The following is a 24,694-nucleotide window of genomic DNA, read 5'->3' on the forward strand; positions in this document are numbered from 1 at the left end:
TGACATCATACAATGAAAGGTTATTATTTTTATCTGGTATATTTGGGTAATAAGTGTTTCATCTTATCTAGCAGAAACTGTCTACTTTAGTTTAGCAGTCACACTAATCTATGAAACGAGGTTCAACTCTTTTTAATAAGAGTGATTCTTATTTGTGTTTCAGTTCTTGATTCGGACGAAATTTAGCACAAAAGTTATCCAATAATACACAAAATGGTTCAAATTTCAAGCTTTTTAACTTTTAAACTATATAGATAAGAACAAGGTTTTCTCGGAATTATCTATAGAACATTTAAGGGCATTTAAAACTGTAAAGAATTACATTCAGTATCTTGCAGGCAGTAAGTTTTGCTCATTTCTACCTCCGTGAAAAAAATAAAGGGGACTAAAGTAGAGATAGATTAACTCTCGTAAGGGGAAAGGGACAGGAGGAACATATGGATAAGGAAACAAAGACAGTTTATGTTTTGTTGACCGACACTGGCTCAATATTCAATAAGTTAATCAAATGGTTTACAAAAGCACCATATAATCATGTTTCCATTGTTTTTGACGAAAACCTAAATGAAATCTATAGCTTTGGACGGAAATACCCTCGAAATCCTTTGATTGCTGGCTTTATAAGAGAAGATGTCTACTTCGGTACTTACCGATATTTTTATAATACGAAATGCCTATTATTAAAAATTGATGTTACATCAAAGGAATTCGTTCATATCAGAAATGTAATCCAATACTTTAATAATAATAAAGAACTATATACATATAATTGGTTGGGACTTGTTGGTGTGGCTTTTCGCTATCCGATTCATTCAAGAAATAAATACTTTTGCTCCCAATTTGTTGCGGAGGTTTTTGAAAAAAGTGGCTTGGACTTATGGAATCTTCCTTCTACTCTTGTCACACCAAATGACTTTTTAATTCATCCACGTTTCCAACTAGTTTATGAAGGAAGATTGTATGATTATCATTTATTGGATCATGTTATGCTCTCCATACCAGAAGCCGGGTTTGAGTGATAAGAAAGTATCACTATAATCGTTAATTTAGTCGAGTGTTTACTATTTAAATCAAAACTCTCTCGAATATTACATATCAAATTGATGGAGGGGGCTGTATTCTTTGTTAAAAATAATGATCAGCTACGGCTGGTCACTTTTTTTAGAATTTAGTTGATTTAGAAGGTACTTGACTAAATTTGAAGAATACCTACTTAGTAAAGTCAACAAACCTCATCACCTAAATCTTTTGATGAGATTGGTAGATAGGACTATTAGTTGGGATTACCACAAAAGGGGGGACAGATATGAGTGGTTTACTAAATCTTGGCAGCCTTGCGCTTGGACTAATTGCTTGGATACTTCCTGTTGTTAATCTTTTGCACGATAAAAAGCAAGATCATAGGTATTGGGGTACACTTTCCATAATAAGTATGAGTGCTTGTGCTATGTCACTATGTTTCCAAATTTTTTATAATTATCATCTAGTAAAGATAGAGGATTGGTCTGCTCTTATGGACACTACCGGCGCAGTGGCATTTGTCGCAGCAATTCTTCTCATAGTTACCATTCTATTAAATGCTATTACAATGATTATTTATCGTGACAGAAGAAGAGTAGGATGTTAAATTCCAGTTTGTTAGGTTAATAATCAATACTTGATCAAATGGTCGAAAATCACACTCTTTTTTATGCTTCATTATGGATAATTAGTAGAAAAGAAATTGGCCAATATTGTCATGGTTCTAAAAATAAACGCACCTCCTCAAAATGGAACATGCAAAATTTTGAGCTACAAAAAAAAAGCACCACAATTGTTAAGTATGGGTACCCATTGAGATGCTGTTAACATTTGTATCTGAGGAGCGTGTATGTTTGTAATATTTTTCTAAACCTTCCATTAAGGCTTCTTTTCAGGTTCATCATAGGTAACGTAGGTCCCTGCAATAAAATCGTGAATCGAACGCTTATCTTCTCTTATTCCAACCATTAAAGCACTAACAATAACTCCTATGCCAAGTGTTATCACATAAACTAATCCTGCTACGACATTCCGAAGGATCATGGTTCCAAGGCCCACTTTATTACCGTCTAATCGAGCGATACGTATCCCTAGTACTCGTTTGCCAACTGTATATCCATGCCAAACAACAGGAAGCAACAACGCATATAATATTTCGATAATATTCGTTATAAGATTATTTTCTACGAGGAATTGTTGATAAATAAGAAGACTCGCTACTCCTACTACAATGAATAGAAGTATAGCGTCAAGAATAGATGCACCTAACCTCACCCAAAAACCAGCTGGGTTACTTACCATATCCCATCCCCTTTCTTGAAGCAATAAATATACATTACAGATAAATATTCAAGTAGTGACGCTATATGACTATATTTAATCATATCTAAAATAATTCTTTTTATAGAGCTAGTACAGATCCTGTTACAATTGCAAAAATAGTTCCAATCATATTTTGGGTCACTTACTACACTCATATTTTTGTATGTAGATATCGTAGGACAAAAAAGTGATTACCGTTATTTGAAAAAAATGGAATTATGTCAGCAGTGGATCGTACTTTAAAGTAATGAATCATTCAAAGAATTATTATCTAAAATGTTCTATGTTTACAATTTTGATATTTACATAAACTCATTCCAAACGGAATTCAGTTTAATGTATAAACTATTTTGAACAGTTGGAGTAATAAACGAAACCACTTGAATTTCACTTTAATTAAGGATATTTTTTTTGAAGAAAATAGCTAATTGTAGAAAAAACAGGGGGGAAAGATCGGTAAAAAGAGTCGATCTTCTTTTATGTTCAATAGGGTTAGAGAATACCTGACTTATTATTGGAATATTATGTTAATATTATATTGATGATCTATATTAATCAACGAAAGTTTAAGTTAACGGAGGAACAATAAGTGGGTGGAAATAAATGAATAATCAGTCAAAACATTTGGTTGCTGTCTCAGCACTTGTAAAAAATGAGGATGGACAAGTTTTAATGGTCCGAACGCATTTGCGTTCGGACACTTGGGAATTACCTGGGGGATTTGTAGAGGCCGGTGAGTCACTTGATGTTGCTGTTTGTCGGGAATTTTTCGAAGAAACAGGAATCGTCATACGCCCAATTGGAATATCGGGCGTCTACTACAATGAGCGGATTCACGTATTGTCTGTAGTTTTTAAGGGAGAATACATAAGTGGTGATATTAGAATTCAACCCGAAGAGATTCTAGAAGCAAAATTTTTAGAGATGGATGAAACAAATATTGATGAATACATTAAACGTCCTCATTTAAAATCACGTATACTTGATGCAATAAACGAGGCTAACTCGGTCCCTTATGAGACGTGGAATTTAAACCCTCCCAATTACAAGCTCTTGTCAAGAATAGACAGTGCACATAAGGATTCTAAGCGTGTTTTTTTACTCACTGGAAAGCCTAGAATTGGAAAAACAACTATAATAAAACAATTAATTAATAAAATTGGAGCAGATGTTTGTGGTGGATTTTATACGGAGGGGATAACAAATTCAAATGGCCGAGTAGGTTTCAGGTGCGTTTCAATCAATGGACAAAGTGTGGAATTTGCGAACGTAGAAAGTCCAAGCAAAACACGATTTGGAAGGTACGGGATTGATATTGAAAAGTTCGAAGAATTTGCTATAAACGTATTAAATGAAGCTATGAGTTCCAAGGAATTAATTGTAATTGATGAAATTGGCTATATGCAGATGCTATCAAGCTCTTTTCAAAAACTAGTTCAAGAGCTTGTTACTGATTATAGTAAAATGATTCTGGGCACAATCCCTATAGATAGCCATCCTGAAATAGACAAAATTAAATATTTTAAAGGAGCAGAGATCATTAATGTAAATGATCTTAATCGTGATATGATATCGGAACCTATGGTAAGAGATATCTTGAATTCGTTAGGTCATCGATAAAAGTGGATGTAGGTCGCTGATATGTATTACATATGATTGAATGAGTGAAATAGAAAAGGTGATAATCAAGGCGTATTATAATTTATATATCCTAGTGATTAAGTAATATTTAGAAGAGGGTGTTTATTATAAAACATTATCGGGTTAAGGTTTTGCTTGTTTTGTTGCTATTTACGGGAGGATGTCTCCATGTTGACTCAGCTGCAGAAGAACAAAAGGAGGAGAGTTTACGTCAATTATCTAGTAGAATCATAGAGCTTGAAAAGATGAATAGAGGCCAACAAGAAAAAATGGAGGAGCTTAATACGTTAATTCAGTTGAAATATTCTCAATTAAAAGAGTTAGAGACAGCTAATTCTCTCTTACAAGATAAAACCTCTATGATGGACATCAACCTTCAAGTCCTTCAGGATCTCGTTCATCAGACTATCGATTTTAGAACTGCTATTTATAATGGTGCTGACATTAAGGGGGATCAATTAGAATTGAATATAACATATGCAGATATGGTTCAAGATGAGGACTCTCCAAATGGGTTTTACTTAAAGGAGTCTGAGGTAAATGATCTCATCAGTATCAATAATAATGTACCGATTTATCTATTGAACAGAACGGGTAATATGTATCCCCAAAACGTGCAATGGGAGGAAGTTGTTGAGCTGGGGGGAGGATTTCTAAAGTTATATGAAAAGAATGGTGAAGTCATTTTTATTATTGAACGATATTTACCCTGATTTTAATGGATTAATTAAATACAAAGGTTATCGTCAATCACAAGGGTAACCGTGAAGAACGAGATGAGCTGAAAGAATAGAATATAAAGCTCAACTCAGCTACAAAAAAGAATGATTTGTCTGATTAACATAGATAGAGTGATAGCAGCTATTGAGTAAATTATAAGGATATCATATGAGGGGGGCTAAGTAACACAAGGGGTAATTTAGTATCAAGACTAGACACATTATCGTATAGATTTGCTCATAAAAGTAGAAACTCCTTTGCAAGCTTTGCTATAGAACGACCCTCATGTTTATCTAAATAAAGACCGACTATAAATAGTCGGTCTTTACAGTTTAGAGTAGGGTGTTACTTAATAACATCTATAAGAATATAATACTGTAGGACCGAAGAAGCCTTTACTCAAGATCGAATCGATCTGCATTCATTACCTTGACCCAGGCAGCGATAAAGTCACGGACAAACTTCTCTTTGTTATCCTCTTGAGCATAAACTTCTGCAATGGCACGTAGAACGGAGTTTGACCCGAATACTAGGTCAACTCTTGTTGCTGTACGTACTACTTCACCAGTCTTACGATCACGTCCTTCATAAACGCCACCGCTTACAGGCTTCCATTCTACGCCCATGTCAAGTAAGTTCACAAAGAAGTCATTCGTGAGTGTACCTACTCGATCAGTAAACACACCGTGTTTTGTTCCACCAAAGTTTGTGCCGAGTACACGCATTCCACCAATAAGTGCAGTCATTTCTGGTGCAGTAAGGTTTAATAGATGTGCTTTGTCCACTAGGAGTTCTTCAGGACTTACACTATACTCTTTCTTCTGATAGTTGCGGAAACCATCTGCGACAGGTTCTAGCACGGCAAAGCTTTCTACATCAGTTTGTTCTTCTGTTGCATCGCCACGGCCTGGAGAAAAAGGAACCGTAACATCGAAACCTGCATCTTGTGCAGCTTTTTCTACTGCGGCACTACCACCGAGCACAATCAAGTCGGCAAGGCTGACCTTCTTATCAAGGTGTTTTTGAACACCCTCTAATGCAGTAAGAACTTTTGTAAGTTGTTCCGGTTGATTCACTTCCCAATCCTTTTGTGGAGCTAGACGGATGCGAGCACCATTCGCACCACCGCGCATATCTGAGCCACGGAAGGTACTTGCTGAAGCCCAAGCTGTTGTGACTAGCTCACTGATTGTAAGCCCTGAGTCTAGAATCAATACTTTAATCTTTGCTACTTCTTCATCAGTTAATTCATAATTGACAGAAGGTACAGGATCTTGCCAGATCAGCTCTTCTTCTGGAACTTCTGGACCTAAATATCTTGAACGGGGACCCATGTCACGGTGTAATAGTTTGAACCATGCACGAGCAAATGCATCAGCAAACTCTTCTGGATTTTCATGGAAACGACGAGAAATCTTTTCATATGCTGGATCCATACGCATTGCCATATCAGCGGTCGTCATCATGGTTGGAACACGAACAGATGAATCCTCTGCATCTGGTGCAAGATGCTCCTCAGCAGGATTTACTGGTGTCCACTGGTGTGCACCAGCAGGGCTCTTTGTAAGCTCCCATTCATAACCAAACAGTAAGTCAAAGTAACCATTATCCCACTTTGTCGGATTAGCCGTCCAAGCTCCCTCAATACCACTTGTGATGGTGTCACGCCCTTTTCCAGTTCCGTGTGTGCTTAACCAACCTAAGCCTTGGGCTTCAATAGAAGCACCTTCTGGCTCTGGACCAACATGAGCAGCATCTCCCGCACCGTGTGCCTTACCAAAAGTATGGCCGCCAGCTGTAAGTGCAACGGTTTCTTCATCATTCATTCCCATACGTGCAAAGGTTTCGCGGATGTCGCGTGCACTTGCTAGCGGGTCTGGGTTACCATTTGGGCCTTCTGGGTTAACATAGATAAGACCCATTTGAACGGCAGCAAGTGGATTTTCTAGCTCACGATCACCTGTGTAACGATTGTCACCTAGCATTTCAGTTTCAGAACCCCAGTAGATATCTTCTTCTGGATGCCAAATGTCAGCGCGTCCACCTCCAAAACCAAATGTCTTTCCACCCATTGATTCAATTGCCACATTCCCAGTTAGAAGCAAAAGATCAGCCCAGGAGATCTTGTTTCCATACTTTTGCTTAATCGGCCATAGTAGCCTGCGTGCTTTATCAAGGTTACCGTTGTCAGCCCAACTGTTCAGTGGAGCAAATCGTTGTGCGCCAGTACCACCACCACCACGACCGTCTCCTGTACGATATGTACCAGCAGCGTGCCAAGCCATACGGATAAAGAATGGACCATAATGTCCATAATCAGCTGGCCACCAATCTTGGCTGTTTGTCATTAAATTGTGAAGATCCTTCTTAAGAGCATGGTAATCTAGCTTTTGAAACTCTTTTGCATAATCAAAGTCTTCTCCCATCGGATTCGATTTTCTGTCATGTTGGTGTAGAATATTCAAGTTCAATTGATTTGGCCACCAGTCTCGATTTGTCGTACCACTAGATTTAGTACTAGTAGCACTACCGTGCGAGAACGGGCACTTTCCAATGTTCGTATTGTTGTTTGCATCCATAAATGTTTCCTCCTTATTTGGAAATGAATTATCAAAATAATTATGATTCTAGTCGCAATAAACCGATGAACTAGATTATAATAATTATTATATTATCATTATAATAAACTATTACTTGTATTAAAAGTATAACAACTCAAAATACTCAATAATTTTTTCATTTGCATGGATATGGCTAATATACAAGAAGAGGGAATATGTTCCTAGACAATGGTGAGATTTATAGCCTGTCTTTTTTTGAACCATATTGAACGAAATAAGAAGAAGTTTCACATATGTGAACTCCCTTCATTTTCTGAAGTAATGTTAAACTTTCAGAATTCAGCAGAAATCCAAAACTGTTCTCCTTGCCAGTAAAAAACCAGCATTTAATGATAGAATGACTCCCTCTAGAGATAAATGTAGGTTAACTTTTAAAGTGCTTTTGTTGAAAGCATCAAGAAATTCGCGATCTCAGTCAGATATAGACTATCCAAAGAACGATATAATCTATTGTATTAGTGCGATTGTTGGTTCAGAATTTATTTTTTTGAAAACGTTGACTTTTTAGTATTTGGTGGTGTTGATTTGCGATTTTGTTTAGTATTTATTTTGTTTATTCAAGTAAATTAATTTCATAATATAGAATTTCTTTCGGGCTTTACGCTTTTATAATACAAAAAAGGAATATCTTCCCAATAATTGATTGTTTTAGTTACCATACAAGAAGATAAAGCATTTGTCGCCTCAACTGATATACCTAGAGCTAGGAGAGTATTATTGAGGTGTTTGAACTAATATAATTGAATAGAAAATGAAGATTTGCAGCTTTTTTAATAATGAGGAAGGATGATAGAATTAAGTGAACAATAAATGAATATGAAAGTATTGAAAAAGCTATAGATATAGGACGCCCTTTCTGTTTATTGGTTAGAAATAGAGCAGTGTCATTCTCATTAATGAAAGTTTCCAATTGTAAATGCATTACTAGATAGGGATAAAAGAAAATGGATATCTTGATAAAAGGGAGGAAGTGTTAACAATGGATTTTGAAACGGTTATGCAGGAACTTGAAGAGCTTGGCAAAGAACGAATTAAAAAGACTTATATTCGCAATGGTGCAAAAGAACCGCTTTTTGGGGTGGCGACAGGGGCAATGAAACCACTTGCTAAGAAAATAAAGAACAATCAGCCTTTAGCAGAGCAGCTTTATGCCACAGGGAACTACGATGCAATGTATTTCGCAGGTATTATTGCGGACCCAATGATCATGACGGAGGCGGATTTTGAACGTTGGATAGATACGGCGTATTTTTATATGTTATCTGATTATGTGGTTGCAGTAACGTTGGCTGAGACTGATATTGCGCAAGCTGTTGCTGATAAATGGATCGCAAGCGGGGAAGAACTCAAAATGTCGGCAGGCTGGAGCTGTTACTGCTGGCTTTTAGGTAATCGCCCGGACAGCGAATTTAGTGCAAGTAAGCTTGCAAGTATGCTTGATCAGGTAGAAAATATGATTCACGATTCTCCTAATCGAACAAAATCAGCAATGAATAATTTTATTTACACCGTCGCTATTTCTTATGTGCCACTTCACGAGAAGGCGGTTGACACCGCAAAGTCAGTTGGAGCAGTAGAAATCAAGAAAGACGAGAAAAAAAGCAGTATCCTACTTGCTTCTGACAATATCCAAAAGGAACTAGATAGAGGAGGAGTTGGTTTCAAACGTAAATATGTTAGGTGTTAGCATTGTTTTTTTGAATTATTTCGCCAACAATTAAAGGAGAAAATGTCATTTTAAGAAAAACCTAAAGATAGTGAAGTAAAATGGTGATACATATTAATCATGACTAATATGTACCACCTTTTATTTTTACAATTTAGGTCTTGATAATTACAAACATACATCGGATAGGTAGTGTGAAATTCTACTTCGAAAGGTAGAAGAAAGCCATTTGCATTTCCCAGCTTAATATTCATTCAAACGGGAACTAGCTTTATACGACTCAATTAGATATTCCTTCCAATTATGATCGTAAGGTCCCCATGTTTTCATTCCCCCGCTATAATATTCCTGGTGATCTTTATCTGAAATAAGAAAATATGGCCCTAAATGGACAATTGAATGTTCTATTTCTGCCATGATTGATGGTGTATATGGCAGGAAGAGGGTAAGCTCTTCTGATGTCAATGTCAGTTGTAAGGTTACAGTCTCTCCTTCAAATTTATATGTTTCATCCATATTCTCATCTATATTTGCGTCAAAAGAATAAAGGACGTGATTTTTAAAATAATCCTCCGACATACCTGGAAGCCAATATAGAATTTCCTCCAAAACAGAATCAGCTGGGCCAACTAATTGAATAATCATACCTTTCGTTTCATCTTGATCATCACGCAGTGGCCATAGTGATTGTACTTCCCACCTTTGACGTAAGTTGGCATCCTTCTTTTCCAAAGGTAGAAGCTTAAAGGATTTATCCAATGAAAAAACTAATTCTTCCCCCTTATAAGATAAATGTAATTGATTTAATACATATTCATTATGCAGTCTGTCAGATTAGATGTTATCTTAGATCCTCTATCGATTGGCGTTCGTTTTCCGTTAATATGAAACTCGATTTTCCCAGGGACCAATCTAGCCTTCCAATCGTTATGACGTTCATCTATGCTTAACGGATATACTCCTTGAATACTCGCTATTCCTTCCCCATGCTGGTCGCGCAGTACTACATCTTGTAATACAGGCGGATTTTCCCAAGGATGTGACTTTACCCATTGAAACGGCAAAGAAAATTCCATCATTGTTTCATTTTCTACAATTTCAAAGACTTCTGAACCTGCATGTTTTTCTAGATAGATTCCACTAGGTACAGGTGATTGTAGAAGCCACCATGTAATGGAAATGACAACCATTCCGATAAAAGAAAATATTGAAATCGTCCATTTTTTCATTACTTCTCTCCTCCTGTAAGTAAGGTTCTATCTGTAATAAACCCTACGTTATATTTATCTCTATATGTAAGCTTTTCTTTAACGTAGAGGAATATATTTCAATACTTGTTCTGGTAGATATATATAATAGTATATTTTAAATCTTTACTTGTGGCATTGTTATTTTAGTAAGTACTGCAGAAAGTAAACAAGATTTGTAATTGTAGAAACAATTGGAGGAAGTTTTAATCAATCTTTTTTTAAGCACCAAAAGAAAATAACGGACAAAAGGAGCATATAAGGGCCTTGTATTATTCTACAATTATTATCCTAATATAAGATTGGTAGATTTACATATGCACAAACGGATGGTAAAATTATTATAAATTTCAGAAATTTGGAATTTACTAGATGGAAAATAGGTTGTAATTCAATTTTCGACTAGCAAGGAGTGAAATGGTGAGGAAATTACTAAATAAAATTGCTGTTGTAACCGGAGCCGCGCAAGGAATTGGTGCTAAAATCGTAGAAAGACTACTCGAAGATGGGGCTACTGTTGCGGCTTTAGATATTAATCAAGACAAGCTAGAGCAATCAACCAAATTGTTAGATCCAACAGGAGAACGAGTTATTCCCATGGTATGTGATGTATCAGAAGGAGCGGAAGTAAAAGCTGTTTTTGAACAGATTTACGAAAAGCTTGGAAGAATCGATATTTTGGTGAATAACGCAGGGATTACAAGAGATACCTTTTTCCATAAGATGACAGAAGTGCAATGGGACACTGTGATAAATGTGAATCTGAATAGTATGTTCCATACATGTCAGGCTGTTATACCTAAGATGAGGGCTCAGGAGTATGGAAAGATTGTTAACATTTCCTCAACCTCAAGCTGGGGAAATATGGGGCAAGCTAATTACAGTGCTTCAAAGGCTGGTGTGATCGGCTTAACGAAAACACTTGCCAAAGAAAATGGTAGTAAACATATTACCGTCAATGCCATTGCACCAGGACAAATTGATACGGAAATGACAAATCTCCTACCCGAAAATATTAAAATGATGGGACTCTTACTTACGCCAGCAGGAAGAATGGGGGATCCGTCAGAAGTTGCGTCAGTGGTATCGTTCTTATCCTCTGATGATTCTAGCTTTGTGAATGGTGAATGTATATGTGTCAGTGGCGGATTTTTGATGCCATAAGTAAGTCTTACTAATTCATTTTAAGAAAAGGGGTATTTTCATGAGTGAAAAACAAGTTACTTTAGCAGAAACGATGCAAAATATTGAACAAGTATTTAATCAAAATCCAGAACCGATTTCAGGTACAAATCTAATCTATCAATTTAATATTAAGGGAGAAGAAGAAGGAACGTATCAATTACATTTGCAAGAAGGACAGGCAACTGTGGTGGAAGGAAATGATGGTTCACCGGAATGCACATTAACGATGTCTCGAAACAGCTTTTACAAGTTTTTAACCGGAAATTTAAGTGGAACAGTTGCTTTCATGACAGGGAAATTGAAAATCAATGGTGATATTACGAAAGCAATGAAGTTGGAAACAATTTTAAAACAATATAATCTAAATGAATAAAACAATGTGAAATATCCGTCACGAAATGAATGGTTGATCATTCATTTTGGACGATTATCTTAAAGAATGAATGAAAAGCCACTATATAAATTGGACAAACATTGACCTTTTGTTATAATAATGATTCAAGCAGCACAACAGAGATTCAGGAGGACAGCGGTTGATGAAATCTTTTTACCATTTTTTATTAAAATATCGCATGGGTAAACCAGATAATTCAATATCTGTATTCGCAAATGCTGCTTATGAGGATCACAGTTTTCCAAAGCAGTCGAAAGATTACTATGAGTTAACCAATTACCTCGAGTTAAATGGGCATTATTTATCGAGCATGTCCATCTTTGATGACGCCTGGGAATTATATAAGCAGGATGCATAACGCTCATAAAGAGCGTTATTTTTTTATGGATATTAGAAAAGTCCGAGAGATGCCTGATCAAAGACATTTCCTCCGAGAAAACGACCAGAAATGTCTGAGAGACGCCTGATCAAAGACATTTCCCGCAAGAAAACGACTAGAAAAGTCTGAGAGATGCCTGATCAAAGACATTTCCCGCGAGAAAACGCAAAGACATTTCCCGCAAGAAAACGTTTAGAAAAGTCTGAGAGATGTCTGATCAAAGACATTTCCCTCAAGAAATCGACTAGAAATGTCTGAGAGACGTCTCATCAAAGACATTTCCGAAGATCACACATGCATCCGTATTTAACAGTTAGTTCTGGGTGTGCTACCATTCATCCATCTAAGAATCTGAGGAAGCACTAATTAAGGAAGCAAATGATCGATTGTACGAAAAAAAGAAAAGCAGACCGATGAAAAAATGAGGTGTTTTATCCTTTTGTATAGAGTGATGATCTATACTTTTTTTCTTTGTTTACCCTATGTAAAAATTTCTACTTTTCTAATGGCTGATTTCCCATTAGCGAATTTTGAATAGGTGCATATAATACAGTATTAATTCGTCACGACGCCATAAGGAGTGATAGCCTTGAAGAATAAAAAACCGAAGTTTAAGGTCGGGGATATCGTCGTGATTACTCTATACGGTACGGTGAGTAAAATCACAAACGTCAAAATGGTGAATGGCATGTATGTATATGAACTCAACAACAAAGATGGAATATTTTTAGAAAACACGTTAGAAAACATAAATCATTACAAAGGACAGGAGACAAAAAAAGAGGCAGTATCAATTGAATTTAACTATTATTTTGGGGATATCGTTCAAATAAAGGATTACGGAGATGATTTATTTAAAGTTGTCGGTTTACGATCTGAGATATGGCGATACAAACAAGATGCTTGGGAAGATATTGTGTATGAATTATCTAGGCTGTCAGACGGTGAATGGCTAGAGGCTAGTGAAGATGAGATGATACTTATCGCCGATCATGAACAGGCTCCAATGTTTTTACAAAAAATAGAGCTCATTTATATAAAAAAGAAAGAAAATTTAATGATGGAGATGTTACAGTCTATGAATTTCCACCGTAAAACAGAAAAGGAATTGCTTCGGCTACGAAGGGAAAGGCGAGCGATAATCGATGGATTGTTAGATGTATATAATGATTACCAATTTTTATATAAGACCTTCGGGGATGAGGAATATAAAAATGTTATGGACCTTGTATTACAAAATTTGATGAAGTTCACCGATGGGAAAGGTGAAGAAATCAATTAAGAAAAATAAATTGAATAAAAACCCAAATAAAGTATGGAATACCTCCAAAAATAATGACCTTAAACATGCTGGCCGTGACTTTTTCCATCACTTCATCAAATGTAGAAATTTCTTCTGTATTGGATAAATATTGATTGCGTTTTAATTCCTCATTTGCAAAGTCATATACCTTTTCCATCATCGTTCCTCCCTTAAAGGCTTGTCCAAAATCTTGAATAGTAGAGCATATGAACCTTGATAGTTTAATAGAACCCTTTTTCAATTTTTGAGGAAAATCTTTTTGACATAAAAAGGTGGACGGAAACATAAATCGAAATAAGGGGTGATAACATGAGAGAAATTGAAGTCGTCATTGATACAGAGGAAATGTCAGAATTTATTTATGACCAGCTAATGAAAAGAGGTTATGTCCCTAGCGAAGATGAGGTTGATGAAATATCGGATATTGTATTTGATTACCTATTAACAAAACAAGTAGTTGAAGAGGTTTGGGAAGAAGAGGAAGACTAAGTCGACGGGAAATAGAGATTCTCGTCACTTTTTATTTGTTTTGAAAGGATATAAAAAGTTGATTAAAGAAAACTTAATCACCTCTACAAGATTTATTAAAATCTATAACCAATCATAATTGACAGAACTTTTGCTCTTAAATTCTGATTGGCTTAAAAATCTTTCTGTATTCATGAAATTTTCCCAATCGTCCTGTATAATAGTGGTTATGTCACATACTGGAAGGATACAAAGATGAGGGAAAAAGCAGTCATATTTGATTTGGATGGAACGTTACATAATAGAAAGCAGAGCTTGTATTTATTTTTAACTTCTCAATATCGCACATTACTAGAAAGTCATGTTAATTTTTCTTTTGACCAGTTCCGTAGTGAGTTTACGAAATTAGATAAAAACGGGCACGTATGGAAGGACATTGTTTATGAGCAATTAATAAACTCACTAGGTGTTAACCATATTGGAGCAGATGAGCTTTTACAAAATTACATAAACGACTTTCCAACATTTAGTGTGTTATTTGATGATACTCTGAACATGTTGTCTTGGCTAAAACAAGAAGGGTACAAACTTGGAATGATTACAAATGGTAAAAAAGTATTTCAACGAAACACGATACTTTCTTTACAACTTGAGGAATATTTCGATCATATTATCATCTCAGAAGAGGTTGGTTTAAGAAAGCCGGATGAAAGAATATTCGATCTGTCTTTAACAAGTTTAGGTGTACAAGCTTGCGATAGCATCTTTGTTGGTGACCACCCAATTGATGATGTTGAAGCAGCTAAAAAAGTAGGTTTAATGACCATTTGGTGTGAAAATCCTAATTGGGGATCTGCTGATGCACATAAACGATGTGCATCCATAAGCGAGTTGCCAAGCCTCATTTTAGAGTTATTTGACCAAAACGGATGAATACAATTTTTAATTGATTATAGATGAAAGGTCGTTTATATACTGTAGCTTTTGTATATCGCTTTTATAATCACTTGTTATCCTAAAAATGGTTGGTATTTCAAAATCAGTCAAGAGCTGTATAGTTTGGTAATCGTTGAACCAGTCATAGTTATCAGTAAATTGGTGGGGATAATCTTTCCATGCCTTCACTAAAAACGGACTATATATTCGCTTACTTGCCTCACTCACCTCGCTACTAGAGAAAATTGTTGGCCAAAAATCCTCTCTTGAACCTGTGTGTGGATGTTTGGTGGCAAACGACAATGCTTGCTTATGAATTTGCTGGAATAGAATCCCATATAATCTTTTGCCAATTGTAATACGGGAGTAAACGTCTTGAAAGTGTTGGATGGTTAATCCGGCAAGTTCAATTCGTTTTTTTTGTTTATACGGAAAGAAAACCTCCGTAAAGCCTAGCTTTTCTTGTGCTTTAAATAAAATGGAGTTAAATACCTCCTCTCTATATTTGGGATGATCTATAACTCTTCCTTGTATATACTGTTGTTCATTAATGATAAGTGCAACGGTTAAAAGATGAGAATTATTTGTTTTCAAAAAATAGTTCCAAATAGGTTCCATGAATTTTGACACTGAAAGGTTTGGGAGTAGGTGGAACAGGTTTGTTCCTGTTATTTTACTTTCTGCATACAATAATAATTGTGGGTAGGCATCATTGAAAATTAGAGCGTTTGCTCTTTCTAAACATTCAAAGTAAAGGTTTACTAATTCATTTGATAATAGCGGACCGATAAGAGAACCCTTTAAGTCCGTCATATTCCATCCACCATTTCTTGATACCATATGGGCCAACAGTGCCCAATGAACCTCTGGATGCTCCTTGAAAAAATCCAAATAGGCTTTCGTTCTCGTTATGTTGTTTTGGTTCAAGGTAGTAGTTTTTGATCGAATCCTTTGCACAACCTTGATCTCATCACCGAGTGAAATAGAAAGAGTATTTGGTTTTGATAGCTCACTAGTAAGCTGCTTTTGCAGAATGGAAAAGTCATGATTAGTAATCGTTGAAACCTTTTTCAATTTTTGTCTTTGAGATAAAATGTTCTTGATACACATAACTTCACCCCTTTAGAACGACTCTCCATCATGTTTATTAAAAATGGAAGGAGACATTCCAAAAAGTAAAAAAGAGAAGTATTCCGCTAAAGAATGTATATTTTTGACAAAAGAACTCATATTTCTTCAAGACAAAGTGACAAGATCTTTTGCTTTTTCTTAGTATGATAGGAAAAAGAGTGTCTTTGGGGTGATGTGAATGGGTCAGGCTGAAGCTACACAACAGACGTATCATAGAAAAAAAGGGAAAAGTGTTTATGACATAACAATTATGCAAACTCCTAAGATTGGTGATATTAAAGGATATAAAGTGGTACATAGGTTAGAAGTAGAGGCATCTAGCCATTCAGAAGCTATTTATGAGGTATATCGAATATTTAACGTGAGGGACTTAATGCCTAAAAATACGAAGGCAAGATTTATTCGAACTGGAGACGTGTTGTTCTTTGATGAGGGCTTAGGTGGAAAAACCTATTATCAGCTTCAAACTGAAGGATGGATAAAAATCGGTCGTGTTCATGTTAGGTAAGTAAAGGGTAGTCGGAGAGTTCATCTCCGACTTTTCTTTTTTAAAGAAAAGGAATATAAGTTTTTATTGTACCAAATTTACGATATTCTTTTGTAATCCGGCTCAGCGCCAAGCCACTCGAGGTCAAATGTCCTAAAAAGGGAAAAGTACCTTTTTTTCTCATTTATGAACATTTGCATGTCGTGGCTAAACGGAGCGCTTGCGCCTTTTGTTCTAATTCTTATGTGTTTTTTCTTTCTTTTGCAGAGTTTTCTTTTCCGTGTGCTTCTTCCTCTGCAACGATGGCTTCAGGTGGAATATGATTGTTTTTCTTAGGCTGATTAATACGATTTCGGTGCTTTTTGCCCATTGATACCCCTCCTTATCAACATTTAGTTTTTCTTACTAATAGAAAAAAATAGGTGGAAAATTATGCTTTTCGAAAAAAGTGAATGTAATAAGAAAACATAAGGAAAAGTAATATTGAGGTGATCATATTGAAACGAAATCAAAATGAACCAACAATTGCACCAGGAATGGATGACAGTGAAGAATTAAGAGAAGAGGCAACTGAAAGGGAGAAAAATAAAGGGGATTACACGAAAGTGACAACTTTATCATTTGATGAGGTAGATCCTAGTTAAGGCGCTTTATAAAGCGCCTTTTTTGCTAAAGCTTATAAATAAAGTAGGTGAAAGGATGCCAGAACTACCGGAAATGGAGAACTATCGAGCATTACTTATAGAGCAAGTTTTAAATAGGACGATAACTGATATTAAGATAACACGAGAAAAATCAATTAATATTCCAGTAGAGCAATTTAAGGAGCTAGTTATAGGTGAGAGGATTGTAGCAATTACGAGAAGAGGTAAGCATCTTGTTTTTCAATTAGGAAACGGTTATCGACTACTATTGCATCTAATGTTAGGTGGAATTATGTATGTCGGCTCCAATCAAGATCAGCCTAAGCGGACCAAACAAGTCATATTCGACTTTAATGAAAAGGAACTGTTTTTTATCGGCTTACGCTTAGGGTATTTACACCTATATACAGAAGAAGGAATAGCGAAGGAATTAGAAAAACTTGGTCCCGAGCCACTAGAACCTTCTTTTTCATTTGAAGCGTTTTTATCTATTATTAAAGGTAAAAGAGGGAAGCTAAAGACCACCTTAGTTGATCAAAAATTTATAGCTGGTATTGGTAACTGTTATTCTGATGAAATTTGTTATCATGCACAGCTGCTCCCTATGAAGACATGTAATGACTTAACAGATACGGAGAAGGAGTCATTATATAGAAGTATACGATATGTACTAAAGAGAGCTTATGAACTTGGAGGATATATGGAACGCCCCCTTTACAAAAATGATTTGTTAACAGGTGGATATAATCAGCATTGTTATGTTTATGATAGAGAAGGTGAAACATGTGAACGATGCGGTCATCCGATTGTAAAGGATGAGCTTTCATCTAGAAAATGCTTCTACTGTAAAGGTTGCCAGCATTAAGTGTCTTCAGAAGTCCGGTTACTCCGGATTCTTTTTTAATATTAGATTCTGGTGTTTAGTTTATAAAATGTTACGGCTAAATCAAGCTCCAGCGCCCTGCCAAGATGAAATGGTTACGATCCTTTCCATTTCTTCCTACTCGCGGTCAGATACAGTGAAACTTCTATCCGTGATTTTTTCTGAAGGTTAGTTGAACCCATTGGACTCCAACTGGCGGTTTTGTTTTTTACCGCCAGTTGGAGTGGGAACCCTAAATGAGTAACAGGGGAAAAGCGCACTATATCACATTTAGGAACATTTGCTCTGTCTGAGGCTAAACTTCTTTAGAGGAAAAATATACATTTGTTTCGAATAAATAAGGGAAGGAGATGATTATATGACGAATCCATACGTAAGTGAATTGGTGAACCGTTTTTCAGTTCATCAGAATAGAGAAGAAGCTGACAGAATGTCTCAATATATGAGGAGGCAATTTCTGTATTTTGGATTAAGGGCACCACAAATGAGAGAGATAACGAAATTATTTTTAAAAGACAAAGGCTATCCAAGGTTAGAAAATCTATCTGATTGCATTTTTCAGTTATATGCATTACCAGAACGAGAGCTCCAAATAGCTGCCTTGTACTTAATGGATTATAAAATAAAGGAGCAACCTGATATAACAGATATTGAAACCATTGAATACTTAATTACAAATAAGTCATGGTGGGATACGGTTGATCATATCGCCCAGAATCATGCAGGAGTTTATTTTAAGAAATTTCCAGAAATGATCCGTGTATACTCTGAGAAATGGCTTCAGTCCGATAATATATGGCTAAAAAGAACAGCTATCTTATTCCAACTCAAATATAAAGAAGAAACGGATGAAGAATTATTATTTTCCATACTGAGCCGTTCTATTGGTACAAAGGAATTTTTTATTAATAAAGCGATAGGCTGGGCACTGAGGGAGTACTCAAAGGTGAATAAGGAAGCAGTTATCGCTTTCATTTATAAATATGATGAGCAATTAGCAAATTTAAGTAAGCGTGAAGGCTTAAAGTGGCTGAAATCAAGAGAATTGATTTAACATTCATGTAAAAAGTGAGGTAGAGAGCATCCAACTCACTTTTTAGGTCTGTTCATGGTATTATTAATTATGGTATTAAGCAGTATCTTCAGAAGGACTTTCTAAGACTTCAAATACTTTCGGTACCTCTTTGGAAAGAATGAGGGATTCATTTCGAATTAAACCTTTGAATTGTTCAATTGGAAATGCTCCTCGGGTGGAGTTACTAAGTTCCACTTTAACTGTCTTTTCATTTAAATACAAAATACGTAAAGTTTTCGCTTTGCTAAAGTTTGGGATAAACTTATCTGTGATTGAAAAAATCATATTTTCCTTTAATTCCAATTGTATCACCCTTTGTTAAAAATTTACTCTTCTATCATTGTTTCCTTGTTTTAAAACCTACATACATAAATTTGTGGAGGCTGAAGTTATGAAACCGATTGTGAAAGAAATTCTCCAGCAGAAATTAGACATGTTCAGAAATAAAGACGTTTATTTACATTTGGAAACTACAAATGGGGCTTATGCTAGTCATTTGCATGAAAACATGGTTGTTGGTGCGTATATAAGAAATGGCAAAATAAAATATGAATTAGGAAGCATTACGGGGGATGGCCCATTTAGGGTTGGATTAAAAATTGAATTAGGTTGGGTATATGCAGAAGGATTGACCGATTGGGAAATGGACGAACGTGGCCGCTTAATCGTTGCAGGTCACGACCCTGATGGAAGACTTGCGGTAGCCTTTCAATTAAGTGAGACCCCATTTGAATAAGGAGTGGAAATGATGAAAGAACATATCCTTGTAGTTTTACCTCACCCAGATGACGAGGCATTTGGAGCCTCTGGAACGATTACTCTCCATACAAAAAAAGGTGTTCCTGTTACTTATGCCTGTGCAACACTTGGGGAAATGGGACGAAACATGGGCTTACCTCCTTTTGCAAATCGCGAATCGCTACCACTAATTCGAAAAAAAGAATTAGAAGAAGCTTGTGATGCAATGGGAATAAAGGATTTACGTTTATTAGGTTACCGGGATAAAACGCTTGAGTTTGAAAACATAGAAGAAGTGGCTGATACCATCTACAAATTATTAGATGAACTAAAGCCAACACTTGTTATTACACATTATCCTGGATTTGCTGTCCACCCAGACCATGATGCTTGCGGAGCAGCCACAATCAAAGCTATATCGCGATTGGATAAAGAAAACCGTCCAATCGTCTATGCAATGGCATTCTCGAAAGACTGCCGTGATGTTTTAGGGGATCCCGATATACGAATTAATATTGAAGAAGTAGCAGATCAAAAGATTGCTTCCTTAAAAGCTCATAAAAGTCAAACGAGCCAGCTTGTAGCCGGGCTAGAGGAAAAATTAAAAAATGGTGACCCGGATACAAAAAACTGGCTTTCAAGAGAAGTGTTTTGGACATATAGGTTTAATGACTAAGAGAGGTAGGCATTCATGAATCATTCATCTGAAGACATTTTGAACGCATTTCGGCAAATATGGATTAATCGATCACTTGAATCAAATGAAGATGCCCATACAACCTTACTAAACGCAATTCAGGTTGACCTACAAGATGAACTGTCTCACCCGAGAGTAAGGGTATCCCCCTATCAAAAGTTTCATCTTGCCGTGAGAAGAATTATTCAATCCAAACTAACCGATCAAGATAAGTTAGTACTAATTAGAATTTATGAAGAAGAAATAACAAAGCTAACTGCTACAAAATAGAAAATCCTCTCAAATTAGAGAGGATTTTTCAAGTATTAAAAGGTTCCTACAGCAGGATATCAACAATCAAGACTTTTTGAAAATATATCTTATTTTTTTGTGAATTTTTCTTGTAAAAGGATAGGGCTTCAAGTAACTTTTATTATATAAATGATGATGATTGAAAGAGAGTGCGGGACGTACACATGAAAAAATATATCATTTTATCCATAGTCATACTACTTATTCTTTTGCTTTTGCCGAAAAGTGTTCCGCTTATTTTAGGATTTTTAACCGCCATTATGTTTGAAGGGGTAGTTGTATTTCTACAAAAGAAATGGAAGTCTAACAGACTATTGCCAGTTACTGTTATCTTTATCGGTTTTCTCTCTATTATAGGGTTTATTAGTTATGTGGTTGTAGCGAAATTAATTGAACAACTCGTGTATTTTTCAAATAATTTACCGTCAATTCTAGCTGAGGTAAATCGAATAATCGGTATATATTTGAATAAGTGGGAAATATTCTCGGCAAATGTACCGAAAGATCTGATTCTTTCTATTGAATCTAGCTTTTATTCGATAGAACAATCTTTGCTTTCAGCTACTTCAAACTTAACACAATCGACCATATTACTATTTACATCGATTCCCCATATCCTGTTAGAGGTGTTAGTGTATTTCATTTCATTATTTCTTTTTAGCTATGATCTTCCTAAAGTAAAGCGTAGTTTATTAACATGGTTCTCAGATCAAACGAAAGAAAAAATCCTGTTTATGTATCATCAACTGAATAAAGCTGGAATTGGATTTATTAAGGCACAGTTTTTGTTTAGTATCTTGACCTTTCTCCTTGCTTATAGTGGGCTGTTTATATTAAAGGTCGACTACCCAATATTGTTATCGATTGTCATAATGTGCGTTGATATCTTACCTGTTTTAGGTACAGGCTCCGTGTTAGTTCCACTGGCGGTCTATAGTTTTATTACAAATTCCCAAGAAGTGGGATTTGGCCTTTTGCTATTATTTTTAATTATCACTGTTATAAGAAGGGTGATTGAACCAAAGGTGTATTCTTCTAGTATGGGTATTAGTCCTTTGGCATCACTCATTAGTATGTACTTAGGATTTCAAATGATTGGATTTATAGGTCTGATTTTAGGACCAACGGTTGTTATTATTATGGATACACTACGAAAATCAGAGCTAATTAAATTTCAATGGAAGATTTAATGAAAAAAGAGTATCAGTTGATACTCTTTTTTATTTGCAATTTACTAAATGAAATTAGGTAGATAAGGATGTATTTTCTACTAATAATATAAATATTCAGAATATAAGTTGAAAAAGTATGTGACGTTATACTATAATAGCGTTAAATATACGTTACAAAAACGTTCTCGACTGAATTTGCATCCAAACACTTGAAAGCCCTTTCATAATTGTAAGACATAGTTTCTTGCAAGGGTAATAGAATGTAAGGATAAGTGAATTAAGTGAATGTTATTAGCTATCCAAACCAATAAGTCTTAGGAGGAATATTTTTTATGGTAAAATTAATCGCTTTATACAAACATCCAGAGGATAAACAAGCATTTGATGCTCACTATTTTGGTACACACGCACCTATTACAGCAAAAATTCCAGGCCTTCAAAAAATGGAGGTTACTAGAGTCGTAGGTTCACCTATGGGGGGAGAAGGTAAGTATTATTTAATGTGCGAAATGTACTATGAAAGTCATGAAGCCCTTAAGACAGCTATGAAAACTGATGAAGCGAAAGCGTCTGGAAAGGACCTTATGTCTTTTGCTGGAGAACTAGTAACTTTAATGATTGGTGAGGAAGTGAATGAATAATCAGTTTGAGCATATTCTGGTCGAAAAGCAGAACCAAATCGGGTTTATCACGTTAAATAGACCGAAAGTGTTAAACGCTATTAATCGTAAAATGGTTTCAGAAATTGTGTCAGTTGCTTTGCAGTTTGATCGCGATGACGACGTTAGGGTCATCGTTCTTTCAGGAAATGGCCGTGCATTTGCTGCAGGAGCTGATATTGATGAAATGAGTAATGATAGTTCAATTGATCTTGAGCTATTAAATCAGTTTGTTGATTGGGACCGACTAGCATTAATAAAAAAGCCACTAATTGGAGCTGTCCAAGGATTTGCCTTTGGCGGAGGTTTTGAATTAGCATTATGCTGCGATTTGTTATTCGTAGCTGAAGGAACTGAATTGGGATTCCCTGAGGTTAATTTAGGTGTTATGCCGGGTGCGGGAGGCACTCAACGGCTAACTAAGCTTATGGGGAAAACGAAAGCGATGGAATGGCTTTTTAGTGGTGACAGGATGTCTGCACAAGAAGCATTACAATATGGAGTGATCAATAGAATCATCTCCAAAGAGTTATTAATGGAGGAAACCATAAAATTTGCGAAAAAATTAACAGAAAAACCACCACTATCTTTACGTTTAATCAAGGAGTCTGTTCTTAAGGCAGTTGATTATCCATTATACGAAGGTATGCAATTTGAGCGTAAGAATTTTTATCTATTATTCTCTTCTGAGGACCAAAAAGAAGGGATGAGAGCTTTTATTGAAAAAAGAAATCCAAATTATAAAGGAAAGTAGGGTACAGGTTCATGTATGAAACAATAAAGTACTCACTTGAAAATAGTGTTGCTTGGATTACGCTAAACAGACCTGATAAGCTTAATGCTTTTAATGAGCAAATGAACAAGGAAGTTCAGAAGGCTTTAAAGACCGCAGATCAAGATGAAAATGCCAGATGTATTGTCATCACTGGAGAAGGTCGTGCTTTTTGCTCGGGGCAAGATCTTGAAGGTGTTGATGAAAGTATGGATCATGGAGAAGTATTACGTACAAGATATGGCCCAATGATGAAACAGCTTGCTAAGGTAGAAAAGCCGATTGTTGCTGCAATAAATGGTGTTGCAGCTGGTGCTGGTCTAAGTCTAGCATTAGCTTGTGATTTTAGGCTTGCGTCTGAAAAGGCTAGTATCATGCAGGCATTTATTCATGTAGGTTTAATTCCTGATTCCGGTAATCTATATTATTTGTCAAAACTAGTAGGCCATGCAAAGGCGTTAGAGCTAGCGGTCTTTGGAGAGAAGATTACGGCTCTCGATGCCCAGAGTCTTGGGTTAGTGACGAAGGTTGTCGCGACAGATAATTGGAATGATGAAGTCGTTTCTTATGCAGAACGCCTAGCTCAAATGCCAACAAAAGCAATTGGACTAATAAAAAGGAACTTACATAACAGTTGGCATCTTACATTTGATGAATACTTAGAACTAGAAGCACAAGGGCAAAGAATTGCTGGACTTTCGATGGATCACCGCGAGGGTGTTACTGCCTTTTTAGAAAAACGTAAGCCAGCATTCTTAGGAAGATAAAGTCTTTGTTAAGCTCAAAAGTGAATCTACATGATAGATTCTAAAAACAGGTAAAAAGGAGAGGATGTACGTTGACAACTGTAAAAGAAGAAAAGTTAGAAGTACTTGAGATGAAGCGTGATCGGTATGAACTCATTATAAACGGTGAGCGTGTTGGAAGTTCTTCAGGCGAAACGTTTACAACCTTCAATCCTGCAACTGGTGAAGCAATTGCAGAGGTGGCAAAAGCTTCGAAGGAAGATACAGAGCGAGCGGTTCAAGCGGCAAGACATGCATTTGATCACGGTAAATGGAAGCTATTTCCTGTGAATAAGCGATCTAGAACGTTAAATACAATTGCTTCTATTATGAGAGCTCGCTTCAACGAACTAGTTGAATTGGAGATTTTAGATACTGGGAAATCTTTAGCTGCAGCACAAGGTCAAGTCATGCAAGCGATTGAAGACTTTGAATTTTATGCAGGAGCGATTGTCGG

At 36.0% G+C, this 24,694-nt stretch carries 30 protein-coding genes and 2 pseudogenes; 24 read left to right on the forward strand and 8 right to left on the reverse strand.

Annotated elements, in window-relative coordinates; genetic code table 11:
- Window positions 1–437: 437 nt before the first annotated feature.
- Both ACFSCX_RS11310 and ACFSCX_RS11315 read left to right on the forward strand, forming a co-directional pair.
- Window positions 438–1,019: a hypothetical protein gene (locus ACFSCX_RS11310; RefSeq protein ID WP_377928340.1), complete on the forward strand. Its 582-nt coding sequence runs from the start codon at window positions 438–440 to the stop codon at window positions 1,017–1,019.
- 287 nt (window positions 1,020–1,306) lie between these two features.
- A complete protein-coding gene (locus ACFSCX_RS11315) occupies window positions 1,307–1,627 on the forward strand; it encodes a hypothetical protein (protein ID WP_377928341.1) in 321 nt (106 codons plus the stop codon).
- 272 nt (window positions 1,628–1,899) lie between these two features.
- Here ACFSCX_RS11315 and ACFSCX_RS11320 read toward each other — a convergent pair whose 3' ends face one another.
- Window positions 1,900–2,322 carry an RDD family protein gene (locus ACFSCX_RS11320; protein WP_377928342.1) on the reverse strand — a complete coding sequence of 141 codons (423 nt, stop codon included), beginning with the start codon at window positions 2,320–2,322 and terminating at the stop codon, window positions 1,900–1,902.
- Window positions 2,323–2,946: 624 nt separating this feature from the next.
- Between ACFSCX_RS11320 and ACFSCX_RS11325 the strand changes: the two are divergent.
- The 3 genes and pseudogenes from ACFSCX_RS11325 to ACFSCX_RS11335 form a co-directional block, all read left to right on the forward strand.
- Window positions 2,947–3,408 (forward strand): annotated as a pseudogene (locus ACFSCX_RS11325) (NUDIX hydrolase); the annotation flags it as partial.
- Between the two features lie 42 nt (window positions 3,409–3,450).
- Window positions 3,451–3,963 (forward strand): annotated as a pseudogene (locus tag ACFSCX_RS11330) (nucleoside-triphosphatase); the annotation flags it as partial.
- A gap of 161 nt (window positions 3,964–4,124) precedes the next feature.
- Entirely contained in the window at window positions 4,125–4,697 is a 573-nt protein-coding gene (locus ACFSCX_RS11335; RefSeq protein ID WP_377928343.1) for a hypothetical protein, read from the forward strand.
- A 402-nt stretch (window positions 4,698–5,099) separates the two neighbouring features.
- Here ACFSCX_RS11335 and katG read toward each other — a convergent pair whose 3' ends face one another.
- The gene (katG, locus tag ACFSCX_RS11340; RefSeq protein ID WP_377928344.1) at window positions 5,100–7,283 is read right to left on the reverse strand and encodes a catalase/peroxidase HPI; all 2,184 of its coding nucleotides are present in this window, start codon (window positions 7,281–7,283) and stop codon (window positions 5,100–5,102) included.
- Between the two features lie 1,021 nt (window positions 7,284–8,304).
- Between katG and ACFSCX_RS11345 the strand changes: the two genes are divergently transcribed.
- Window positions 8,305–9,012, forward strand: coding sequence for a DNA alkylation repair protein (locus ACFSCX_RS11345; protein WP_377928345.1), 708 nt, complete (start codon window positions 8,305–8,307; stop codon window positions 9,010–9,012).
- Between the two features lie 222 nt (window positions 9,013–9,234).
- Here ACFSCX_RS11345 and ACFSCX_RS11350 read toward each other — a convergent pair whose 3' ends face one another.
- Window positions 9,235–9,750 (reverse strand): hypothetical protein, encoded by a 516-nt coding sequence (locus ACFSCX_RS11350; protein WP_377928346.1) that lies wholly within the window; start codon window positions 9,748–9,750, stop codon window positions 9,235–9,237.
- Between the two features lie 44 nt (window positions 9,751–9,794).
- Window positions 9,795–10,220, reverse strand: coding sequence for a hypothetical protein (locus ACFSCX_RS11355; protein ID WP_377928347.1), 426 nt, complete (start codon window positions 10,218–10,220; stop codon window positions 9,795–9,797).
- A gap of 438 nt (window positions 10,221–10,658) precedes the next feature.
- Here ACFSCX_RS11355 and fabG point away from each other — a divergent pair, with 438 nt between their 5' ends.
- The 4 genes from fabG to ACFSCX_RS11375 all read left to right on the forward strand — a co-directional run bounded on the left by fabG (window position 10,659) and on the right by ACFSCX_RS11375 (window position 13,478).
- A complete protein-coding gene (gene fabG / locus ACFSCX_RS11360; protein WP_377928348.1) occupies window positions 10,659–11,402 on the forward strand; it encodes a 3-oxoacyl-ACP reductase FabG in 744 nt (247 codons plus the stop codon).
- 40 nt (window positions 11,403–11,442) lie between these two features.
- A complete protein-coding gene (locus ACFSCX_RS11365; RefSeq protein WP_377928349.1) occupies window positions 11,443–11,796 on the forward strand; it encodes an SCP2 sterol-binding domain-containing protein in 354 nt (117 codons plus the stop codon).
- Between the two features lie 163 nt (window positions 11,797–11,959).
- Complete coding sequence (locus ACFSCX_RS11370) at window positions 11,960–12,175, forward strand: YozE family protein (RefSeq protein ID WP_377928370.1); 216 nt, start codon at window positions 11,960–11,962, stop codon at window positions 12,173–12,175.
- A gap of 610 nt (window positions 12,176–12,785) precedes the next feature.
- On the forward strand, window positions 12,786–13,478 hold the full coding sequence (locus ACFSCX_RS11375; protein ID WP_377928350.1) for a hypothetical protein: 693 nt from the start codon (window positions 12,786–12,788) through the stop codon (window positions 13,476–13,478).
- Here the strand turns inward: ACFSCX_RS11375 and ACFSCX_RS11380 are convergent.
- Complete coding sequence (locus ACFSCX_RS11380) at window positions 13,471–13,656, reverse strand: hypothetical protein (protein ID WP_377928351.1); 186 nt, start codon at window positions 13,654–13,656, stop codon at window positions 13,471–13,473. The genes ACFSCX_RS11375 and ACFSCX_RS11380 overlap by 8 nt on opposite strands.
- 152 nt (window positions 13,657–13,808) lie before the next feature.
- On the opposite strand from ACFSCX_RS11380, the gene ACFSCX_RS11385 reads away from it, so the two are divergent.
- Both ACFSCX_RS11385 and ACFSCX_RS11390 read left to right on the forward strand, forming a co-directional pair.
- Window positions 13,809–13,988 (forward strand): YozD family protein, encoded by a 180-nt coding sequence (locus tag ACFSCX_RS11385; protein WP_377928352.1) that lies wholly within the window; start codon window positions 13,809–13,811, stop codon window positions 13,986–13,988.
- 234 nt (window positions 13,989–14,222) lie between these two features.
- Window positions 14,223–14,900 (forward strand): HAD family hydrolase, encoded by a 678-nt coding sequence (locus ACFSCX_RS11390; protein ID WP_377928353.1) that lies wholly within the window; start codon window positions 14,223–14,225, stop codon window positions 14,898–14,900.
- Window positions 14,901–14,909: 9 nt separating this feature from the next.
- On the opposite strand, the gene ACFSCX_RS11395 is transcribed toward ACFSCX_RS11390, so the two are convergent.
- Entirely contained in the window at window positions 14,910–16,013 is a 1,104-nt protein-coding gene (locus ACFSCX_RS11395) for a DUF2515 family protein (RefSeq protein WP_377928355.1), read from the reverse strand.
- Between the two features lie 199 nt (window positions 16,014–16,212).
- Here ACFSCX_RS11395 and ACFSCX_RS11400 point away from each other — a divergent pair, with 199 nt between their 5' ends.
- Entirely contained in the window at window positions 16,213–16,542 is a 330-nt protein-coding gene (locus tag ACFSCX_RS11400; RefSeq protein WP_377928356.1) for a hypothetical protein, read from the forward strand.
- Window positions 16,543–16,762: 220 nt separating this feature from the next.
- Here the strand turns inward: ACFSCX_RS11400 and ACFSCX_RS11405 are convergent, their stop codons facing one another.
- Window positions 16,763–16,891 carry a hypothetical protein gene (locus ACFSCX_RS11405; protein ID WP_377928357.1) on the reverse strand — a complete coding sequence of 43 codons (129 nt, stop codon included), beginning with the start codon at window positions 16,889–16,891 and terminating at the stop codon, window positions 16,763–16,765.
- 127 nt (window positions 16,892–17,018) lie between these two features.
- On the opposite strand from ACFSCX_RS11405, the gene ACFSCX_RS11410 reads away from it, so the two are divergent.
- The 3 genes from ACFSCX_RS11410 (at window position 17,019) to ACFSCX_RS11420 (ending at window position 19,102) form a co-directional block, all read left to right on the forward strand.
- Window positions 17,019–17,165 carry a hypothetical protein gene (locus tag ACFSCX_RS11410; protein WP_377928358.1) on the forward strand — a complete coding sequence of 49 codons (147 nt, stop codon included), beginning with the start codon at window positions 17,019–17,021 and terminating at the stop codon, window positions 17,163–17,165.
- 55 nt (window positions 17,166–17,220) lie between these two features.
- Window positions 17,221–18,030, forward strand: a complete 810-nt coding sequence (locus tag ACFSCX_RS11415) for an Fpg/Nei family DNA glycosylase (RefSeq protein ID WP_377928359.1) — start codon at window positions 17,221–17,223, stop codon at window positions 18,028–18,030.
- Window positions 18,031–18,406: 376 nt separating this feature from the next.
- Window positions 18,407–19,102 carry a DNA alkylation repair protein gene (locus ACFSCX_RS11420; protein WP_377928360.1) on the forward strand — a complete coding sequence of 232 codons (696 nt, stop codon included), beginning with the start codon at window positions 18,407–18,409 and terminating at the stop codon, window positions 19,100–19,102.
- Window positions 19,103–19,177: 75 nt separating this feature from the next.
- On the opposite strand, the gene ACFSCX_RS11425 is transcribed toward ACFSCX_RS11420, so the two are convergent.
- A complete protein-coding gene (locus tag ACFSCX_RS11425; RefSeq protein ID WP_377928361.1) occupies window positions 19,178–19,426 on the reverse strand; it encodes a hypothetical protein in 249 nt (82 codons plus the stop codon).
- An 88-nt stretch (window positions 19,427–19,514) separates the two neighbouring features.
- On the opposite strand from ACFSCX_RS11425, the gene ACFSCX_RS11430 reads away from it, so the two are divergent.
- The 8 genes from ACFSCX_RS11430 to ACFSCX_RS11465 form a co-directional block, all read left to right on the forward strand.
- Complete coding sequence (locus ACFSCX_RS11430; protein WP_377928362.1) at window positions 19,515–19,859, forward strand: YojF family protein; 345 nt, start codon at window positions 19,515–19,517, stop codon at window positions 19,857–19,859.
- Between the two features lie 12 nt (window positions 19,860–19,871).
- Entirely contained in the window at window positions 19,872–20,537 is a 666-nt protein-coding gene (gene bshB2, locus ACFSCX_RS11435) for a bacillithiol biosynthesis deacetylase BshB2 (protein WP_377928363.1), read from the forward strand.
- 15 nt (window positions 20,538–20,552) lie between these two features.
- Window positions 20,553–20,828, forward strand: a complete 276-nt coding sequence (locus ACFSCX_RS11440; protein ID WP_377928364.1) for a hypothetical protein — start codon at window positions 20,553–20,555, stop codon at window positions 20,826–20,828.
- Between the two features lie 185 nt (window positions 20,829–21,013).
- A complete protein-coding gene (ytvI, locus tag ACFSCX_RS11445; protein ID WP_377928365.1) occupies window positions 21,014–22,039 on the forward strand; it encodes a sporulation integral membrane protein YtvI in 1,026 nt (341 codons plus the stop codon).
- A gap of 314 nt (window positions 22,040–22,353) precedes the next feature.
- Window positions 22,354–22,662, forward strand: a complete 309-nt coding sequence (locus tag ACFSCX_RS11450) for an EthD family reductase (RefSeq protein ID WP_377928366.1) — start codon at window positions 22,354–22,356, stop codon at window positions 22,660–22,662.
- The gene (locus tag ACFSCX_RS11455; RefSeq protein WP_377928367.1) at window positions 22,655–23,434 is read left to right on the forward strand and encodes an enoyl-CoA hydratase/isomerase family protein; all 780 of its coding nucleotides are present in this window, start codon (window positions 22,655–22,657) and stop codon (window positions 23,432–23,434) included. The genes ACFSCX_RS11450 and ACFSCX_RS11455 overlap by 8 nt, the downstream gene beginning before the upstream one ends.
- A gap of 11 nt (window positions 23,435–23,445) precedes the next feature.
- Window positions 23,446–24,219, forward strand: coding sequence for an enoyl-CoA hydratase-related protein (locus tag ACFSCX_RS11460; protein ID WP_377928368.1), 774 nt, complete (start codon window positions 23,446–23,448; stop codon window positions 24,217–24,219).
- A 71-nt stretch (window positions 24,220–24,290) separates the two neighbouring features.
- Window positions 24,291–24,694 (forward strand): aldehyde dehydrogenase family protein (locus ACFSCX_RS11465; RefSeq protein ID WP_377928369.1); only part of this gene is annotated, 404 nt, incomplete at its 3' end.

This window comes from Bacillus salitolerans, assembly GCF_042680805.1.
Lineage (GTDB): Bacteria > Bacillota > Bacilli > Bacillales > SA4 > Bacillus_CJ > Bacillus_CJ salitolerans.

Excerpts from the sequence above, each read along its gene's own strand:
- ACFSCX_RS11400 (WP_377928356.1), top strand. The coding sequence starts at position 16,213 with ATGGGTCAGGCTGAAGCTACACAACAGACGTATCATAGAAAAAAAGGG.
- ACFSCX_RS11405 (WP_377928357.1), bottom strand. The coding sequence starts at position 16,891 with ATGGGCAAAAAGCACCGAAATCGTATTAATCAGCCTAAGAAAAACAAT.
- ACFSCX_RS11430 (WP_377928362.1), top strand. The coding sequence starts at position 19,515 with ATGAAACCGATTGTGAAAGAAATTCTCCAGCAGAAATTAGACATGTTC.
- ACFSCX_RS11415 (WP_377928359.1), top strand. The coding sequence starts at position 17,221 with ATGCCAGAACTACCGGAAATGGAGAACTATCGAGCATTACTTATAGAG.
- katG (WP_377928344.1), bottom strand. The coding sequence starts at position 7,283 with ATGGATGCAAACAACAATACGAACATTGGAAAGTGCCCGTTCTCGCAC.
- ACFSCX_RS11385 (WP_377928352.1), top strand. The coding sequence starts at position 13,809 with ATGAGAGAAATTGAAGTCGTCATTGATACAGAGGAAATGTCAGAATTT.
- ACFSCX_RS11355 (WP_377928347.1), bottom strand. The coding sequence starts at position 10,220 with ATGAAAAAATGGACGATTTCAATATTTTCTTTTATCGGAATGGTTGTC.
- ACFSCX_RS11365 (WP_377928349.1), top strand. The coding sequence starts at position 11,443 with ATGAGTGAAAAACAAGTTACTTTAGCAGAAACGATGCAAAATATTGAA.
- ACFSCX_RS11380 (WP_377928351.1), bottom strand. The coding sequence starts at position 13,656 with ATGGAAAAGGTATATGACTTTGCAAATGAGGAATTAAAACGCAATCAA.
- ACFSCX_RS11320 (WP_377928342.1), bottom strand. The coding sequence starts at position 2,322 with ATGGTAAGTAACCCAGCTGGTTTTTGGGTGAGGTTAGGTGCATCTATT.
- ACFSCX_RS11315 (WP_377928341.1), top strand. The coding sequence starts at position 1,307 with ATGAGTGGTTTACTAAATCTTGGCAGCCTTGCGCTTGGACTAATTGCT.
- ACFSCX_RS11420 (WP_377928360.1), top strand. The coding sequence starts at position 18,407 with ATGACGAATCCATACGTAAGTGAATTGGTGAACCGTTTTTCAGTTCAT.
- ACFSCX_RS11460 (WP_377928368.1), top strand. The coding sequence starts at position 23,446 with ATGTATGAAACAATAAAGTACTCACTTGAAAATAGTGTTGCTTGGATT.
- ACFSCX_RS11455 (WP_377928367.1), top strand. The coding sequence starts at position 22,655 with ATGAATAATCAGTTTGAGCATATTCTGGTCGAAAAGCAGAACCAAATC.
- ACFSCX_RS11390 (WP_377928353.1), top strand. The coding sequence starts at position 14,223 with ATGAGGGAAAAAGCAGTCATATTTGATTTGGATGGAACGTTACATAAT.
- bshB2 (WP_377928363.1), top strand. The coding sequence starts at position 19,872 with ATGAAAGAACATATCCTTGTAGTTTTACCTCACCCAGATGACGAGGCA.
- ytvI (WP_377928365.1), top strand. The coding sequence starts at position 21,014 with ATGAAAAAATATATCATTTTATCCATAGTCATACTACTTATTCTTTTG.
- ACFSCX_RS11450 (WP_377928366.1), top strand. The coding sequence starts at position 22,354 with ATGGTAAAATTAATCGCTTTATACAAACATCCAGAGGATAAACAAGCA.
- ACFSCX_RS11370 (WP_377928370.1), top strand. The coding sequence starts at position 11,960 with ATGAAATCTTTTTACCATTTTTTATTAAAATATCGCATGGGTAAACCA.
- ACFSCX_RS11345 (WP_377928345.1), top strand. The coding sequence starts at position 8,305 with ATGGATTTTGAAACGGTTATGCAGGAACTTGAAGAGCTTGGCAAAGAA.
- ACFSCX_RS11310 (WP_377928340.1), top strand. The coding sequence starts at position 438 with ATGGATAAGGAAACAAAGACAGTTTATGTTTTGTTGACCGACACTGGC.
- ACFSCX_RS11395 (WP_377928355.1), bottom strand. The coding sequence starts at position 16,013 with ATGTGTATCAAGAACATTTTATCTCAAAGACAAAAATTGAAAAAGGTT.
- ACFSCX_RS11440 (WP_377928364.1), top strand. The coding sequence starts at position 20,553 with ATGAATCATTCATCTGAAGACATTTTGAACGCATTTCGGCAAATATGG.